This is a genomic window from Pseudooceanicola batsensis HTCC2597 (assembly GCF_000152725.1).
GTDB lineage: Bacteria > Pseudomonadota > Alphaproteobacteria > Rhodobacterales > Rhodobacteraceae > Pseudooceanicola > Pseudooceanicola batsensis.
Genome location: NZ_CH724131.1, coordinates 786729 through 804028, shown reverse-complemented (window position 1 = coordinate 804028; position 17300 = coordinate 786729). Strand labels below are relative to the sequence as shown.

General features: G+C 67.1%; 10 protein-coding genes and 1 tRNA gene. 7 read left to right on the top strand and 4 right to left on the bottom strand.

The annotated features are described in order from the left end of the window. Position 1: 1 nt before the first annotated feature. Positions 2-1534 carry a tryptophan halogenase family protein gene (locus OB2597_RS08000; protein ID WP_238529708.1) on the top strand — a complete coding sequence of 511 codons (1533 nt, stop codon included), beginning with the start codon at positions 2-4 and terminating at the stop codon, positions 1532-1534. Position 1535: 1 nt separating this feature from the next. Here OB2597_RS08000 and OB2597_RS07995 read toward each other — a convergent pair whose 3' ends face one another. After that, positions 1536-2195: a toxin-activating lysine-acyltransferase gene (locus OB2597_RS07995; RefSeq protein ID WP_009805035.1), complete on the bottom strand. Its 660-nt coding sequence runs from the start codon at positions 2193-2195 to the stop codon at positions 1536-1538. 401 nt (positions 2196-2596) lie between these two features. Between OB2597_RS07995 and OB2597_RS07990 the strand changes: the two genes are divergently transcribed. Continuing rightward, on the top strand, positions 2597-3607 hold the full coding sequence (locus OB2597_RS07990; RefSeq protein ID WP_040609204.1) for a LacI family DNA-binding transcriptional regulator: 1011 nt from the start codon (positions 2597-2599) through the stop codon (positions 3605-3607). Between the two features lie 52 nt (positions 3608-3659). On the opposite strand, the gene OB2597_RS07985 is transcribed toward OB2597_RS07990, so the two are convergent. The 3 genes from OB2597_RS07985 to OB2597_RS07975 all read right to left on the bottom strand — a co-directional run bounded on the left by OB2597_RS07985 (position 3660) and on the right by OB2597_RS07975 (position 5784). Then, entirely contained in the window at positions 3660-4520 is an 861-nt protein-coding gene (locus OB2597_RS07985) for a MaoC/PaaZ C-terminal domain-containing protein (protein WP_009805033.1), read from the bottom strand. 230 nt (positions 4521-4750) lie between these two features. After that, positions 4751-5212: a disulfide bond formation protein B gene (locus OB2597_RS07980; protein WP_009805032.1), complete on the bottom strand. Its 462-nt coding sequence runs from the start codon at positions 5210-5212 to the stop codon at positions 4751-4753. Further along, on the bottom strand, positions 5209-5784 hold the full coding sequence (locus OB2597_RS07975) for a YqaA family protein (protein ID WP_009805031.1): 576 nt from the start codon (positions 5782-5784) through the stop codon (positions 5209-5211). The genes OB2597_RS07980 and OB2597_RS07975 overlap by 4 nt, the downstream gene beginning before the upstream one ends. Before the next feature lie 131 nt (positions 5785-5915). On the opposite strand from OB2597_RS07975, the gene OB2597_RS07970 reads away from it, so the two are divergent. From OB2597_RS07970 to OB2597_RS22490, 5 genes are all read left to right on the top strand, one after another. Beyond that, a tRNA-Leu gene (locus OB2597_RS07970) sits at positions 5916-6001 on the top strand. A 412-nt stretch (positions 6002-6413) separates the two neighbouring features. Then, on the top strand, positions 6414-7250 hold the full coding sequence (gene ku / locus OB2597_RS07965) for a non-homologous end joining protein Ku (protein WP_009805030.1): 837 nt from the start codon (positions 6414-6416) through the stop codon (positions 7248-7250). After that, complete coding sequence (gene ligD / locus OB2597_RS07960; RefSeq protein ID WP_009805029.1) at positions 7247-9685, top strand: DNA ligase D; 2439 nt, start codon at positions 7247-7249, stop codon at positions 9683-9685. The genes ku and ligD overlap by 4 nt, the downstream gene beginning before the upstream one ends. Positions 9686-9725: 40 nt before the next feature. Then, a complete protein-coding gene (locus OB2597_RS20900) occupies positions 9726-10652 on the top strand; it encodes a CAP domain-containing protein (RefSeq protein WP_050759222.1) in 927 nt (308 codons plus the stop codon). Between the two features lie 746 nt (positions 10653-11398). Next, positions 11399-17300: Ig-like domain-containing protein (locus OB2597_RS22490; RefSeq protein WP_084658657.1), on the top strand; the 5902-nt coding region annotated here is incomplete at its 3' end.

The window sequence follows — 17300 nt, the reverse complement described above, 5'->3', positions numbered from 1 at the left end:
CATGGAAAACGCTGGTCAAAAGCCGATGCGCGTGGTGATCGCGGGGGGCGGCACCGCGGGCTGGATGGCTGCGGCGGCCCTTGCGAAGTATTTCGGCGGGACCGTCGCCATCACGCTGGTCGAATCCGACGAGATCGGCACCGTCGGCGTGGGCGAGGCGACCATCCCGCAGATCCGCCTCTTCAACAGCGGGCTCGGCATCGACGAGCGGGAATTCCTGCGCGAGACCAACGGCACGATCAAGCTGGGGATCGAGTTCGTGGACTGGAGGCGTCGGGGCGAGCGCTATTTCCACGGCTTCGGCGAGGTCGGGCGCGCCATAGGGCTCGTGCCGTTCCATCACTACTGGCTGCGTTACGCGGGCGAGGGCGGAGAGCTGCCCCTCGAGGAGTTCAGCCCGAATGCCGTCGCGGCGCGCGAGGGGCGGTTCGGCCCGGGGGCCGGCGTGGCCGGGGCGCGGCTTCCGGCCTCGGCCTATCATTTCGACGCCACGCTCTATGCGCGGTTCCTGCGCCGCTACGCCGAGGCGCGCGGCGTCACCCGGCGCGAAGGCAAGGTGCTGTCCTGCACCCGGAACGGCGGAACGGGGTTCATCGAGGCTCTGGAGATGGAGAAGGGGGACCGGATCGCGGGCGATCTCTTCATCGACTGCACCGGGTTCCGGGCGCTGCTGATCGGCGAGACGCTGGGCATCGACTACGAGGACTGGTCGCACTGGCTGCCCTGCGACCGCGCCTTTGCGCTGCCCTCGGAAGGTCGCGGGCGGCTCGACCCGTTCACGCGTTCCACCGCGCGCGGGGCCGGCTGGCAATGGGAGATCCCGTTGCAACACCGGACCGGCAACGGCCACGTCTTTGCCAGCGCCTTCACGGACGAGCAGGCGGCTCTCGCCACCCTGACCGGAACGCTTCCGGGCAAGGCGCTGGCCGAGCCCCGGCTGCTCCGGTTCGCGACCGGAAAACGCCGGCGTATGTGGCACGGGAACTGCGTGGCGCTCGGGCTGTCCAGCGGGTTCCTGGAACCTCTGGAATCGACGTCCATCCACCTGATTCAGGCGGGGATCGCACGGCTTCTGGCCTTGTTCCCGGACCGGTCCTGCGACCCTGCGCTGGTGGAGGAGTTCAACCGCCAGCTCGACTTCGAATACGAGGCCATCCGCGATTTCCTGATCCTGCACTACCACGCCACCGACCGGGAGGACACGGAGTTCTGGCGGTACTGCCGGACCATGGCCATCCCCGAGAGCCTGTCGGACAAGATGGAGCTCTTCCGCGCCTCGGGACGGATCGTCCGCTTCAATACCGAGCTCTTCGACGTTCCCAGCTGGCTGCAGGTCATGTGGGGGCAGGGGCTGCGGCCGCGGACATATCATCCGATGGTGGATGCCGCGCCCGACGCCGATCTGACCCGGTATATCGCGATGAACGCCGGCGAGGTGCGCCAGCAGGTCGACACGCTGGACCTGCACGAGACCTATATTGCACGCGTCGCCCGCGCGGGCCGCGACACGGCCGCGCCCGCCGGGGGCGGCTAGATCATTCCGTGCTGGCCGCCTCGGCCCCGGTTTCCGCCTCGGCATCGGTTTCCGAGGCCTTGCGCGCGCCCATCTTCTCGAGCACGTCGGCATCCACCAGCCGGGTGATCAGCGGGTGGAGGTGAAGCTCGCCGTCCTTCACGACCTGTCGGAAATTCGCGATGACGGTGGTGATGGTCGACCGGTTGGGGGCGATCACGTCGAGCAGCCAGTTGATGTTGCCGCTGTTCCATTCGTCGCTCTTCAGGCGGACGGGGAAGACGCCGTTGGCGATCTGCTCGCGGATACGGGCGTCGACTTCTTCCGAGACGCTGGCCCAGATGGCGAAACCGGCCATGTCGGCCTCGCCGCTCTGGTCCTTCTTGCCGGGATAGGCGATGGCGATCCGGTCCTGAAGCATCGGGTCGAGCACGATGTGCTGGAGATCGGCCAGCATCTGCGCGCGGTAGCGCGGCACCATCATCATCACCATGACGATCTTGCCGAAGTTCTCGCGCAGGGTGGTGCGCAACTCGGCGATCTTGCGGGCCACCTCGGGGTCCAGCTGCGGCGCGTCCTCGGCCGGGGCGGCGGCCTTCTGCTTGACGCCGTTGGCCGGTTTCCCGGCGGCCGTCGCGTTGCCGTTTCTGGCCTCTGCGGAGTTGTTCTTGGCTGTGGTCATCGGTCACTCGTCTGAAAATGTCTGTTCTATCAATGTATCGAAGACGGAACGGCCATGGGTGCTGCATGCGGGCCGTTTCCGCACTCGCAGGGCGAGCAAACCCCGCCTCCGGCAGTCCTGTCAATAGCTCTGACAAGCGTGGAAACCGAAAGGCGGAAGGGCCGGGATTGTCCACGCTGCGACGGAGCGGGACGGGGCCGGGCGCTCACAATCGGGGCCTGCGGACCGGATTGATGATCCGGGGCGGGCGGCATTGCGGTTGCACGACCGTTTCGAACGGCGTGCGCGGACCTGGGTCACGATCCGCCCGGTCCGGTGTGGCTTTTGCGTTTTGTTGACCGTTTACAGGATCTTCTCGGCTCTTGATGGCTATGCTAGGGTGCCGAAAACGGGGTGATCAGGTGTCCGGCAGTAAAATCACGATTCGCGATGTGGCCCGCCAGGCCGGAGTTTCGGTGGGAACCGCCAGCCGGGCGATGAATGAAGCGCCCGGCGTGATGGAACAGACGCGCGAGGCGGTGCAACGCGCGGCGCGCGAGTTGGGGTATCAGCCGAACGCCGCGGCGCGGGCGCTGCGATCGCGGTCGTCTCGGCTGATCGGCTGCCTTTTCTCTGACCTCGAGAACCCGCTCTACACGCGGCTCTTCAATTCGCTCCAGGACCGGCTCGCGGACGAAGGGTTCGTGACGCTGATCACGGCCAGCGCCGGCAAGCTCGACCGGGAGAAGCAGGCGATCTCGATCTTCGCCGAACGCGGCATGGACGCCATCGTCATCGCCCCCGGACACCAGCAGGATCCCGAGATCGTGCAGCTGCTGGAAAAGTTCCCCGCACCGATCTTCGTGCTGGACCGGGATATCCCGATCCAGGCCGACCGGCTGGTCTTCGATCATTTCGCGGCGATGGACCTGGCGGTCGGCCATCTCGCGAAGCTCGGGCACAGGTCGATCCTGCCGGTCTTCTCGCATCAGAACACGCGGCCCGGGCTGATGCGTCATGCCGCCTTCGATGCCGCGATGCGCGGCGCGGGGCTCACCCCGGGCGCGCGGGTCGAGCCTGAGACACCGAACACCCCCGTCTTCCGCGAGGTGCAGGCGGCGCTGTCCTGTGACGACCGGCCGACGGCGATGATCGTGCAGGGGACGCATGTCCTTCCCTCGACCCTGAACGCGCTGGCCAACCTCCGCCTGCGGGTGCCCGAGGACATTTCGCTCATCGCGGTCGGGGACAGCGCCCTGGCCGAGGAACACGTGCCGCCGATCACGGCGCTGCGGCTCGACCGGTCGGCGCTGGTCGAAGAGATAACCGCCCGGGTCCTGGCCCGGATACGGGGGCAGGCGACAGAGGTTTCCGAGAAGGTTCTTGGGTATCAGCTGATGGAGCGCGCCTCTTGCAGGCGTTCAATTGCGTGATGTAACCATCTGACGTCTATGGTGATCTGTTCAACGCGACAGGGTCCGCCGGTCACGCCAACTCCGTCACGCCGTTGCTGACGCAGATCACGCCGCGCTTGGCGATACGGCCCTGGAACCGCACTGTCCGCCCCTCGCGCCAGAGGTCCACGGTAATCGTCTCTCCGGGATAGACAGGCGCGGAAAACCGCGCGGCATGGCGCCGGATGGCGGCCGGATCCCAGTCGGCGAAGGTTTGCAGCACCGCGCGGCAGGTGATTCCGTAGGTGCACATGCCGTGCAGGATCGGCGCTTTGAAACCGGCTCTTGCAGCGAATTCCGGATCGGAATGCAGCGGGTTGCGGTCGCCCGAGAGGCGGTAGAGCAGGGCCTGTCCGGGCCGGACCGGGATGTCGACGGACATGCCGGGGCTGCGCTCGGGCACGGCGGGGGTTTCCGGCTGGCCCGTGGCCGGGCCGCCGAAATTGCCGTCGCCGCGCGCGAACGTGGTGCCCTGAAGGGTGTAGAGCGGTTCTCCGGACTGATCCGTCACCTCGGTCTCGCGGACGAGGATCGCGCCCTTGTCGCCCTTGTCCCAGGCCCCGACCCAGCGGCTGGCGGCGGTCACGGTGGCGCTGACGGGCAGGGGCTTGTGGAATGTGATGTCGCGCTGCGCGTCCACCACCATGACCCGGTTCAGATCCAGCGCGGGCGGGCGGGCCTCCCAGGTCGCGACCGAGGCGAAGGTCGGCACCACCCTGAGCGCGGGCTCGCGCGGGGTGATCCAACCCTCGTTGACGAAGGCCAGCTCTGTCTCGTTCAGAGGATCCTCGCCCATGCCGATGCCGAGGGCGTAAAGCATGACCTCGCGGTCGCCCCAGCTGGCGGTGACGGGGTCGGCGCGCAGTTCGGTCAGGTTCTCGGGTATCGCCATGTCAGCATCCGTGCGGTTGCGCGAAACAATCGGCTTGCCTCGCGGTGGTTTCGTGGCGCACGGCCGGTGTCCCGGAGACCGGCCGCGCAGGTGCCGCCGTCAGGCCGGGGAGCCGGGCGCGGCAGCCCGATCTCCCCTTGTCTCGGGCGCTGGTCCCATCCTGCCCGCGGGAAACGTTTCCAGCAAGGGGCGGGGACGCGAACCGGGGATGCGGAGACCGATCACGGCGCTCAGGCCGTGCGGGCCGCACGGATCCAGATCAGGGCCAGCCCGAGGGCGATGACGGCGTTCCAGGAGGCCATCGAGAGGCCGGCCATCGACCAGGCCACCTCGTCGCAGCGGATGAGGGGGGCGTTGATCACCTTCTCGAAGAAGGCATCGGCCGAAAGGTCGCCCGGGTCGGAGGCCGTGCAGGTGGAGGGCCCCTCCCAATAGCCGAGTTCGACGCCGGTGTGGTAGAGGCCGATCCCCGCGGTGGAGAGGGCCGCCAGGGCGCCCAGCCAGGCCAGTGCGCGCGACCCCAGGGCCAGCGCGGCGACGCCGATCGGGACGGCGGCGGCATGGGGCCAGCGCTGCCAGAGGCAGAGCTTGCACGGGGCCAGATCGCCCAGGTGCTGGAAACCGAAGGCGCCGAGCAGCAGGGCGAGCGATCCTCCGGCGGCGATCAGGACGAGAAGGCGGAACTGGGTCATAGGTACCGTATCAGGAGGAATCCCCCCAGCAGCGCAATGAAAAACAGCGTGAGGACAAGGCCGAGGCGCTTTTCGATGAAGCCGCGGATCGGCGCCCCGAAGTGCCACAGAAGCCCGGCGACGATGAAGAAACGCAGCCCGCGGGCGATGACCGAGGTGATCATGAAGGTGACCAGGGACATCCCGGTCCAGCCCGCCATGATGGTGATCACCTTGTAGGGAAAGGGCGTGATGCCGGCGCCGAGCACGGCCCAGAACCCCGCATCGACGAACCGGTCGTTGAAGGCCTCCATCGCTTCGCCCTTGCCCATGGCCATGAGGATCGGCTCGCCCAGGGTCTCGTAGGCGAGCGCGCCGATGGCGTAGCCCAGCAACCCGCCCAGGACCGAGGCCGCCATGGCGACGCCCGCGATCAGCCAGGCGCGCGAGGGGCGGGCGATGATCATCGGGATCATCAAAAGATCGGGGGGAATGGGAAAGAACGACGCCTCGGCAAAGGACACCAGCGCCAGCACCCAGAGGGCGTTGTGGTGGTCCGCCATCCTGAGCGTCCAGTCATAGAGCTTGCGCATCCGGCGGGTTCCTGTCCTTCGCGAGATGCAAGAAACATGATGGCCGGGCCGGGTCAAGCATCGCATTCCGCTGGACCTGCCGCCCCGGTTTCAGTAGAGATGCGAACCGGCGGTGCGCCGCCCTCCCGGATGCCCAAGTGGCGGAATGGTAGACGCAGGGGATTCAAAATCCCCCGGCTTAACGGCCTTGTCGGTTCGAGTCCGACCTTGGGTACCAGCATCCCGGACAGCGGCGCGGACATCCTGCCTGCGCCCCTGGTCGTCGCCGCGTGATCATGCACGGTTTGCCGGCAATCCCCGGCAGCCCCCCTCCGCGGACCATATCAGCCCTCGGGCCTCGCGGGACGCCGTGCCGCCACCTCGAAGCCCCTGATGCGTTGCCGACGCGTGCCTGACACTTCCGCACGGTGCCCGCGCCGGTCTGCATGATCGCGCTTTTCCGCCGTTCTCTGGGCGGTCTCTGCCCGCGCCACGATGCCCGCCAGGTGCGGGAAAGGATGGGGACCGAAACGCCCCACGTGCCACCCCTTGCATGGGCCGTTTTGAAACAATTTGCCGCGCCAAGGGTTTGGCAACCAGTGGGCGGCAACGATCCGCCTCTGTCCCTGGTCCCGAGAACGGAGGCACTCATGGCATCGCGCGCGATCTGGAAAGGCCAGCTGAGGCTTTCGCTCGTCTCGATCCCGATCGAAATCCATTCGGCCCGGAATTCGGGCTCCAGGGTGTCGTTCAGGCAGATCCACGGCCCCTCGGGCAAGCCCGTGCACTACCAGAAGGTCGTGCAGGGGGTCGGCCCGGTCGAGAACGAAGAGATCCTGAAGGGGTACGAGACCGACGACGGCGATTATATCCTGCTGGAAAAGGACGAGATCGACGCGATCCGGCTGGAGACCAAGAAGACCTTCGAGCTGGTCCAGTTCGTCGATGCCACCGAAATCGCCCCGATATGGTTCGACCGGCCCTATTACGTGGTGCCGACGGACGAACTGGCCGAGGATGCCTATCGGGTCGTCCGGGACGCCCTGCGCAAGAGCGGGAAGGCCGGGCTGGGCCAGTTGACGATGCGCGGCAAGGAATATCTTTGCGCGATCCGCCCCTGCGGCGACGGGCTGCTGATGGAGACGCTGCATTACGAGCAGGACATCCGGAGCGCCGATCCGCTGTTTTCGGGGATCGAGGACGATGCCGCGGACGAGGAGCTGCTGGATGTGGCGACCCAGCTGATCGAGAAGAAGACCGCGCCCTTCGACGCCTCGGCCTTCGAGGATCACTATGCCGCCGCATTGCGCGACCTGATCGACCGCAAGATGAAATCCAAGAAGACCCCGCGCGCCAGTGTCGGTGACAGGGAAGGCCGGCCCGAGGCCGAGAATGTCGTCGACCTGATGGACGCGCTCAAGAAAAGCCTCAAGGACAGCAAGGGCAAATCGACCCGGTCCAGCCGGTCGAGGAAAAAGGCGTCATGAACACGCTCGACCGTTACCGCGAGAAACGCGACTTCAGCATCACGCCCGAGCCGCGCGCCGAACTGGTCGAGGCGGGGGGCGACCGGCTGTCCTTCGTGGTGCAGAAACACGACGCGAGCCGTCTCCACTACGATTTCCGCCTGGAATGGGAGGGGGTGCTGTTGTCCTGGGCCGTGACCAAGGGCCCCTCGGCCGACCCCTCGGAAAAGCGGCTGGCGGTGCGGACCGAAGATCACCCGGTGGCCTACGGCGCGTTCGAGGGCACGATCCCGGAAAAGGAATACGGCGGCGGGACGGTGATGCTCTGGGATACCGGCTGGTGGGAGCCGCTGGACGATCCCGGCGAGGGCCTGAAGAAAGGCAAGCTGAACTTTCGCCTGCACGGGGCGCGGATGAAGGGTGGTTGGACGCTCGTGCGCATGCGGGGACGCAAGAAGGAGACGCGCGAGAACTGGCTGCTGATCAAGCAGCGCGATGATTTCGCAGGACGCAGCGCGGATGCATTGACCAACAGGCACCGCACCAGCGTGACCACCGGCCGCGCTATGCGCGCCATCGCCGCGGACAAGCCGGCGGTGAAGCCCGAGAGGCACGCCAAGCCCCGCCCGCGCTTTCGCAAGGTGCAGCTGGCGACGCTGAAGGACGCGCCGCCCGAGGGCGAGAACTGGCAGCACGAGGCGAAATTCGACGGCTACCGCTGCCTGATCGCCATCGGCAAGGGCGGCGTGCGGCTCTATACCCGGAACGGCAAGGACTGGTCCGACCGGTTCGCCGCGCTGTGCGAACCGGCCGCCGCGCTCGACTGCGACGCCGCCCTGATCGACGGTGAGGTGATCGCGGGCAGTGGCGGCGGCGACTTCTCGACGCTGCAAAAGGCGCTGAAGGCGGGCGATCCGCTGACCTTCTACGCCTTCGACTGCCTGCACCTCGACGGCAAGGATCTGACCGACGATCCGCTGACCGACCGGCGCGCGGCGCTCGAGACGCTGTTCGAAGGCCAGCCGCCGCGCGGGCCGATCCGCCTCAGCCCGGTGCTCGAAGGGGATGCGGCGGCGGCGCTCGATGCGATGTGCGAGGCGGGGGGCGAGGGCATCGTCTCGAAACGGCTGGACGCGCCCTATCGCGGCGCGCGCAGCTGCAGCTGGATCAAGGCGAAATGCGTGCGCCGGGCGGAATTCGTCGTGGGCGGGTGGTCGCCATCCGACAAGAGGGGGCGGTCGTTCTCGTCTCTGCTGCTCGGAAGTTACGAGAACGGGCGGTTCATCTACCGCGGCCGCGTCGGCGCCGGTTTCGATCAGGACGACATGGACGAGCTGAGCGGCGCGATGAAGCGCCTCGCCCGCAAGACGGCCCCCTTCGACGAGGATCTGCCCTCGGAGATGAAAGGGGCGACATGGGTGACGCCGAAGCTCGTGGTAGAGGTGGAATATACCGAATTCACGGGCGAAGGGCGGATCCGCCACGGCGTCTACAAGGGGCGCCGCGAAGACAAGGAGGCCGGAGAGGTGAGTGCCGGAACGGAAGCCCGTGCCGAGGGCGGCGACGACACGGTCGAGGGGGTTCGCATCTCGAGCGCCGGGCGCGTCGTCTATCCCGACGCCGGCCTGACCAAGGGCGAGGTGGCGCAGCATTATGCCCGGGTGGGAGAGCGGATGCTGACCCATGCCGGCGACCGCCCGCTGTCGCTACTGCGCTGCCCCGAAGGGATCGCGGGCGAGTGCTTTTTCCAGAAACACGCGGGCAAGGGGTTTCCCGATGCCATCGGGACGCTGCCGATCGAGGAAAAGGACGGCGAGACGGAGGACTACATGTACGTCACCACGCCCGCCGGTCTGGTGGGCGCAGCGCAGATGGGAACGCTCGAGTTCCACATATGGGGATCGAGGCGCGACAGGATCGAACGCCCGGACCGGTTGGTGTTCGACATCGACCCGGACGAGGGGCTGGACTTTGCCGAGATCCGGCGCGCGGCGAGCGAGATCCGCCAAGGCCTTGACGCCTGCGGCCTGCCTTCGGTGCCCATGGTGACGGGCGGCAAGGGCATCCATGTCATCGTCCCGCTGCGGCGCATCTCGGGCTGGGACACGGTGAAGTTCTTCGCCCGCACCTTCGCCACGATCATGGCCGAACGCGACCCCGACCGCTATGTCGCCACCATGTCCAAGGCGCGGCGCAAGGGCCGGGTCTTCATCGACTGGCTGCGCAACGAACGTGGGGCGACGGCCGTCGCGCCCTATTCGCTGCGCGCGCGCAAGAGCGCGGCGGTCGCGGTGCCGGTGACCTGGGACGAACTCGATACCCTGGACCGGGCTGACGGCTTCGGCGTCGCGGACATGGAGGACCGTCTTTCCCGCGACTGCCCGCTGGACGCGGTGGATGCCAAGGGCATCGGCGATACCGTCGTCTCGGCGCTCGAGGACTGGTCCCGGGGGTAACGTCGTCTCAGGAAGGCGCGCCGCAGCAAAGGAACCGCCAATGTCGCATTCAGCATTCATTCCCCGCAGCCTTATGATCGGAGCGATTTTCGGCGCGCTGGCGGTTCCGGGCGTTGCGCAGGATGCGGATCTCGACACCCTCCGGTCCCGGGCGCTGGAACTTGTCAACGCCGACCGGGACGAGCAGGGCCTCCCGGCGCTGAGCCGGGGCGAGACGCTCGACCGGTCGGCGCAGGCCCATGCCGAGGACATGCTGCGCCGCGACTTCTACGCCCATACGGGCCCGGACGGAAACGGGCCGAGAGACCGGTTTCTGACCGCCGGCGGCAGCGAATGGGAACTGGTGGCCGAGAACATCGCCCGCTGCCGAGGCTGCGGGGATCTGTCCCGCGAACGGATCGAGGCCTTCCAGGAGGGCTGGATGAACAGCCCGGAACATCGCGCGAATATCCTGCGCGAGGGGCTGACGCGGTTTGGTTTCGGTGCGGCGGCCGGCGAGGACGAGATCTTCGCCGTCCAGACCTTCGCCGGACCGGGAATGTCCCGCGGGAAGTCCTCTGAACCCGCAGGCGAGGGGGCAATCACCGATCTTGCCGTCGCGGCGATCAATGCGGCGCGGGACGACAACGGCGTCGCGCCACTCGAACCCAATGCCGCGCTGACCGAGGGCGCCCGGTCGCTGGTGCCCGAGGACCTCGGAAGCTTCACGCTCGAGGGCATGGACGGCCTGCGGTCCGCCCTCCCGGCAGAGGGGCCGCGTTGGCGCGCCGTGCAGGCGGTCGCGGCGGCCTGCGGCGGCTGCGGCGCGCGGATCACCGAGGGCGATGTCGAGGGGTTCGTGTCGGACTGGCTCGCGGGATCCCGCGCCGCGCAGCTCCTGCGTGAGGAAATGACGGACGCCGGAATGGTGGTGCGGATGAACGGCGCAGGGCGAAAGGTGGCGCTGCTCCTGCTCGGGGCGCGCTGAGCGCGACGCCCGGGTCTTCCTTGTGGACACGCGATGCGGCTGCTCCTGGCGTTGGCCAAATTCCTGTCGATTCCCTTAATGATTCGCCGGATTCACTGGGTTTTCGCCATAATCGCGGAACCAATATCGTCAGGAGCCCCGGAATTGATGCAGCCCAAGCGACAAGTTGGGACGGTCAGAGGGCGGATTGTGCCCGCAATAGGGCGGAAATCGGTCTGCCTCGCCTGTTTCCGTATCGTAAACCTTGGCACCCCCTCCGGTTGAGCGCCGCATCGGGCAAAAGGTTAAGAAAACCCTTAAATTGCTGGTTCCGAGCCAGGCGCGGCACTCGGGTCCGGGAAACAATCGGGTGCGGATGCCGGGCAAGAGGGCGTTCAATCCGGGTGAAAATGGGGCGGCACAAGCGCGGTCCAACATCAATTTTTCGATGTTTTTCCCTTTGTTCGACTTGTTTGGAGGATTAAAACCGATCGTGCCCGACTGGGGGCGCAAGACAGATGGCCATGGGGCGGCCAACGCAATGTCATGCATCCGGAAGGATGTGTAGCTCGCATGTCGGGACCGGTCGCACAACGACCGGGACGGCCGCCGTCTGCCGTGTGAACCGTGACCGGTTCCCGGGGGTGTCCGTCTGCACGGTACTACCGGAACATGGCGCAGGAATTTGACTTGACGGTGTCGCGGGACGCGCACCGGCCGCAATGCCGCAGGGCCGACCGGCTTCGATGGCTTGAGAGGGTGACACTATGACTGGTTTGTACTTCTGGGACTGGCTCAAGAACGATCACGACACCTCCGGCTCGGGCTCGGACAGCTCCGACAACCGCGACGGCTATGTGGACGGGACATCCGGCGACGACGTGATCGGCTCCGGTTACGCCGATTCCGACGGGGACCGGATCGACGCCGGTGACGCGCTCCTGCCCGGCGAGACGGGGGATCAGGACATCGTGCGCGCCGGGGCGGGCAACGACCGGGTCGACGGCGGCAAGGACGACGACCTCATCCTGGGCGACGTGGGCAAGGGCGGGACGGTGACCGGCGCGGGCGACGATACCCTCCGGGGCGGATCCGGCGACGACGTGATCCACGGCAACGGCGGCGACGACAGCATCGAGGGCGAGACCGGCAACGACACGCTCTATGGCAATGCGGGCCACGACCATGTCGAGGGCGGCAAGGGCGACGACGTGATCCATGGCGACACGGACGCGGATGGCGGCCACGGCGGCGGAGGTTCGGGCGAACGCGAGAGCTTTGAATGGGACAAGGCGCCCGATCCGAACGGCAAAGGCCATATCGACAACCAGGACGACCTGTCCGGCGGCTTCACGCAGAACACCGGGTCGGTCGACGTGACCTTCTCGGTCAAGTCCACGAAGGAATGCCCGGACACCAACTTTGAGACCGACAAGCAGAAGGTCCATTCGATCACCACCGACGGCACCGGCGCGGACCGCTATTCCTCGATGGCGTCGCGGACCAATTCCGACGATGAAAGCGCGACCTACCAGTGGGGCTTTTCCTCGGCTGTCGGAAATGTGTCGTTCCGGATCAACGACATCGACGCGGACTCCAAGGTCACCATCAAGGCCTATGACGCGCAGGGCCACCTCGTGGACATCGACGTCAGGGCCGAACACGGCACTCACCTGACGCTGAAGGACAAGGACGCCGCCGGCGGCAAGGAGGTGATCAGCCACCACAAGGACGACACGGGGCCGGACACCGATCCCGATCACTCGGTCCTCGTGAATATCGCCGGGCCGATTACCCGGCTCGAGATCACGCATGAACAGGACGGCGACGACACTTCGGAAATCAACGTCACCGACATCTACTTCGACGCCCTGGACGACGGCGGCCATGGCGGTGGCGGCGATGCCGGGGCGGGCGACGACACGCTGCTGGGCGGGTCCGGCGACGACACGATCTACGGCAACGGCGGCGACGACGAGATCGAGGGCGGCAAGGGCGCAGACCTGATCTATGGCGACGATGCCGAGGACCCCTCGGGCACCGGCACCGAAGGCCCGCGCGAGAGCTTCAACTGGCAGGGCTATGACGACGCCGCCGCCGATTCCTCGATCACGCAGGACACCGGGTCGGTCAGCGTCACCTACAGCCGGATCAAGGATACCGGCTCGCACAAGTCGACGGTGGACGACACGACCGAGCTGAACACCTCCGGGATCGACACCGGCGGCGAAACCATCGACGGCAACAGCGCCCTGCGGTCCGAGACGAAGGGCAAGGGCAACGAGGGCGACTTCCAGTGGGAGTTCTCGGAGGCCGTCACCAATGTCGAGTTCAACATCAACGATCTGGACACCGACGGCGTCGTGACGGTCCGGGCCTTCGACGCGGACGGACAGCCGATCGAGGTGCAGCTTGCGGGCGGCTCCGGCATGAGCCTCTACGACACCGACAGCGTCGACGGCCACGACCAGGCGCGAAGCAACATCGGCGACCTCGACGAGGACTCGGAGGCCAACAACCTTCAGGTGACGATTCCCGGCCCGGTGTCGAAGATCGTCGTCGAGCATACGCAGGATGGCGGCACCAACTCCGGCATCTGGATCACCGACCTCTATTTCAACGCGCCGGGCACGACCGGCGGCGACGGCATGAACGGCGAGGGCGGGGACGACACGCTTGCGGGCGGCGAAGGGGCCGACACGGTCTTCGGCGAGGGCGGCAACGACACGTTCAAGGTCGCCAGCGCGGCCGAGGGTGCGGGCGACGCGATCACCGGCGGCAACGGCCCGGACCAGGCCAAAGACGAGGACGTCCTCGACCTGCGCGGGGCGGGCAAGGTCACCATCGACCGAAGCGCCGACGACAGCGATGCGGGCGCCTACAAGGGGACGGTCACCTTCTCCGACGGCTCGACCCTGGCCTTCAGCCAGATCGAGAGTTTCCTGACCGATCCGCAGGATACCGATCCCGAGGCGATGGACGACACCGTCACCACCGACGAGGACACGGCCGTCACCATCGACGTGCTGGCCAACGACAGTGACCCCGACGGCGACACGCTGACGATCTCCGGCGTCTCGGACCCGGCGAATGGCACGGCCGAGATCGTCGGGGGCCAGATCGTCTATACCCCGGATCCGGATTTCAACGGCACCGACACGCTGACCTACACGGTCGATGACGGTACCGGGAATACCGACACCGCCACGGTGACCGTGACGGTCAATCCGGTGAACGACGCCCCCGTGGCGGCGGATGACAGCGACACCACCGAAGAGGACACCGCCGTCACCATCGACGTGCTGGGCAACGACACGGACGTGGACGGCGACACCCTCTCGATCCAGTCGGTCGGCACGCCGGCCAACGGCACGGCGCAGATCGTGGGCGGGCAGATCGTCTATACGCCGGAGGCCGGGTTCACCGGGGACGACACGTTCGAATACACCGTCAGCGACGGCAACGGCGGCACCGACACCGCGACGGTCACCGTTTCGGTCACCGATGGCGGCGGCGGTGGCAACCAGCCGCCCGTGGCCGTGGACGACATGGTCACCACGCCCGAGGACGAGACGCTGACCATCGATCCGCTGGCCAACGACACCGATCCCGACGGCGACGCTCTGAGCCTGGTAGGCACGCCCGTGTCGGATGCGGGCGGCACGGTCACGGTCAACGCGGACGGGACGATCGACTACACCCCGCCGCAGGATTTCAACGGCACCGACACGATCACCTACACGGTGACCGACCCCGACGGCGCGACCGACACCGGCACGATCACTGTCGAGGTGACACCGGTGAACGACGCCCCCGTGGCGGCGGATGACAGCGACACCACCGAAGAGGACACCGCCGTCACCATCGACGTGCTGGGCAACGACACGGACGTGGACGGCGATACCCTGTCGATCCAGTCGGTCGGCACGCCGGCCAACGGCACGGCGCAGATCGTGGGCGGGCAGATCGTCTATACGCCGGAGGCCGGGTTCACCGGGGACGACACGTTCGAATACACCGTCAGCGACGGCAACGGCGGCACCGACACCGCGACGGTCACCGTCTCGGTCACCGATGGCGGGGGCGGCGGCAACCAGCCGCCGGTGGCCGTGGACGACATGGGCACCACGCCCGAGGACGAGACGCTGACCATCGATCCGCTGGCCAACGACACCGATCCCGACGGCGACGCGCTGAGCCTGGTGGGCACGCCCGTGTCGGATGCCGGCGGCACGGTCACGGTCAACGCGGACGGGACGATCGACTACACCCCGCCGCAGGACTTCAACGGCACCGACACGATCACCTACACGGTGACCGATCCCGACGGCGCGACCGATACCGGCACGATCACCGTCGAGGTGACGCCGGTGAACGACGCCCCCGTGGCGGCGGATGACAGCGACACCACCGAAGAGGACACCGCCGTCACCATCGACGTGCTGGGCAACGACACGGACGTGGACGGCGATACCCTGTCGATCCAGTCGGTCGGCACGCCGGCCAACGGCACGGCGCAGATCGTGGGCGGGCAGATCGTCTATACGCCGGAGGCCGGGTTCGAGGGCACGGACACGTTCGAGTACACGGTCACCGATCCCGACGGGTTGACCGATACGGCGACCGTGACGGTCACCGTGGGCGACGGCATCAAGCCCGACGGCATCGTCGAGGGGACCTCTGGCGATGACGTGATCGACGACGACTACGAGGGCGATCCCGAGGGCGACAAGGTCGACAACGACGACGCGCTCGATCCGACCAGCGGCGACGACGACATCATCGAGGCCTATAGCGGCGACGATACCGTCATCGCGGGCTCCGGCGACGACACGGTCGATGGCGGACCGGGCGACGACTCGATCACCGGCAATTCGGGCGACGATTCGATCACCAGCGGGCCGGACGGCCTGCCGGATGTCGAAATTTTCCCCGGCACGCCCGTCGACAGCGATCCGTTCGACGACCGGGACACCGTCCATGGCAATACCGGCAACGACACGATCGTGACCGGCGACGACCGCGATGTGATCTATGGCGGCTCGGGCGAGGATGTGATCAACCCCGGCATCGACAATGACACCGTCTACGGCGGCAAGGGCGACGACGAGATCATCGACCCCCAGGGCGCGGACTACATCGAGGGCAATTCCGGCGACGACACGATCATCGCGGGGATCGACACCTTCTCGGATTACGAAGGGGACGATCCGAACCTGCCGAACCCGCTCTATCCGGGCGTGCTGAGCGATCCCAACACCACCGACGGCAAGGACACCGTCCTCGGCGGCCAGGGCAACGATCTGATCAAGACCGGCGATGATGCCGACACGATCATCGGCGGCTCGGGCGACGACACGCTGCACGGCGGGATCGACGACGACTATATCGAGGGCAACCGGGGCGACGACGAGATCATCGGCGGCCACGGCTCCGACACGATCTACGGCGGCTCGGGCGACGACAGGATCAACTCGGGCGACAGTTCGCTCCTCTGGGGGCAGGAGCCCGACGCCACCGACCTCGTGCCCGAGAACGGCCGGGACCTGGTCTACGGCGGGGCCGGCAACGACACGATCGAGGGCCAGGACGACGACGACACCATCCATGGTGGCACCGGGTTCGACATGATCGACGGCGGGATCGACGATGACGAGCTCTACGGCGAAAGCGGCAACGACACCGTTCTCGGCGGCCAGGGCGACGACACAATCGGCGGCGGCACCGGGCGCGACAGCCTGGAGGGCAACTCGGGCGACGACGTCATCACCGCGGGCCAGGACCACGATACCGTCACGGGCGGTGCAGGGGACGACGATCTCTCGGGCAACGCCGGCGACGACAGCCTGGTCGGCGGGTCGGGCGACGACACGATCGACGGGGGCGGCCAGAACGACACCATAACCGGTGGCGACGGCGCCGACACGATGTTCGGCGGCAACGACCGCGACGTCTTCCTCGGCTCGACCGTGGGTGACGACATCGACGGCGGCTCGGGCGGGGACGATTACGACATCCTCGACCTGCGCGGCTCGGCGCCGACGGGCGGCCGGATCAACGTGATCTACGACGACAACCCCGAGAACGGGACCGTCGAGTTCTACGATGCCGACGACAAGCTCGTGGGGACCTCGGAGTTCGAGGAGATCGAGAAGGTCATCCCCTGCTTCACGCCGGGCACCCTGATCGCCACCCCGCGCGGCGAGGTCGCGGTCGAGACCCTGCGCGAAGGCGACCGGGTGATCACACGGGACAACGGCATCCAGGAGATCCGCTGGTTCGGGCACAAGGACCTGTCGGGCCGCGAGCTTCTGCAGAAGGAGCACCTCAAGCCGGTGCTGATCCAGAAGGGATCGCTGGGCTACGGGCTTCCGGAACGCGACATGCTGGTATCGCCCAACCACCGGGTGCTGGTGAACAACGACAAGACCGCCCTCTATTTCGAGGAGCGCGAGGTCCTGGTCGCGGCCAAGCACCTGACTGGCCTGGCGGGCGTGAGCCGGGTGGATACCATGAAGACCGCGTATATCCACTTCATGTTCGATCAGCACGAGGTGATCCTGTCGGACGGCTCCTGGACAGAAAGCTTCCAGCCGGGGCATCAGACGCTGGACGGGCTGGGCAATGCGCAGCGCCAGGAAATCCTCGAGCTCTTCCCGGAACTCGGCA

Coding starts and splice junctions, on each gene's coding strand:
- OB2597_RS08000 (WP_238529708.1), top strand. CDS start 2: ATGGAAAACGCTGGTCAAAAGCCGATGCGCGTGGTGATCGCGGGGGGC.
- OB2597_RS07995 (WP_009805035.1), bottom strand. CDS start 2,195: ATGACCACAGCCAAGAACAACTCCGCAGAGGCCAGAAACGGCAACGCG.
- OB2597_RS07985 (WP_009805033.1), bottom strand. CDS start 4,520: ATGGCGATACCCGAGAACCTGACCGAACTGCGCGCCGACCCCGTCACC.
- OB2597_RS07980 (WP_009805032.1), bottom strand. CDS start 5,212: ATGACCCAGTTCCGCCTTCTCGTCCTGATCGCCGCCGGAGGATCGCTC.
- OB2597_RS07975 (WP_009805031.1), bottom strand. CDS start 5,784: ATGCGCAAGCTCTATGACTGGACGCTCAGGATGGCGGACCACCACAAC.
- ku (WP_009805030.1), top strand. CDS start 6,414: ATGGCATCGCGCGCGATCTGGAAAGGCCAGCTGAGGCTTTCGCTCGTC.
- ligD (WP_009805029.1), top strand. CDS start 7,247: ATGAACACGCTCGACCGTTACCGCGAGAAACGCGACTTCAGCATCACG.
- OB2597_RS20900 (WP_050759222.1), top strand. CDS start 9,726: ATGTCGCATTCAGCATTCATTCCCCGCAGCCTTATGATCGGAGCGATT.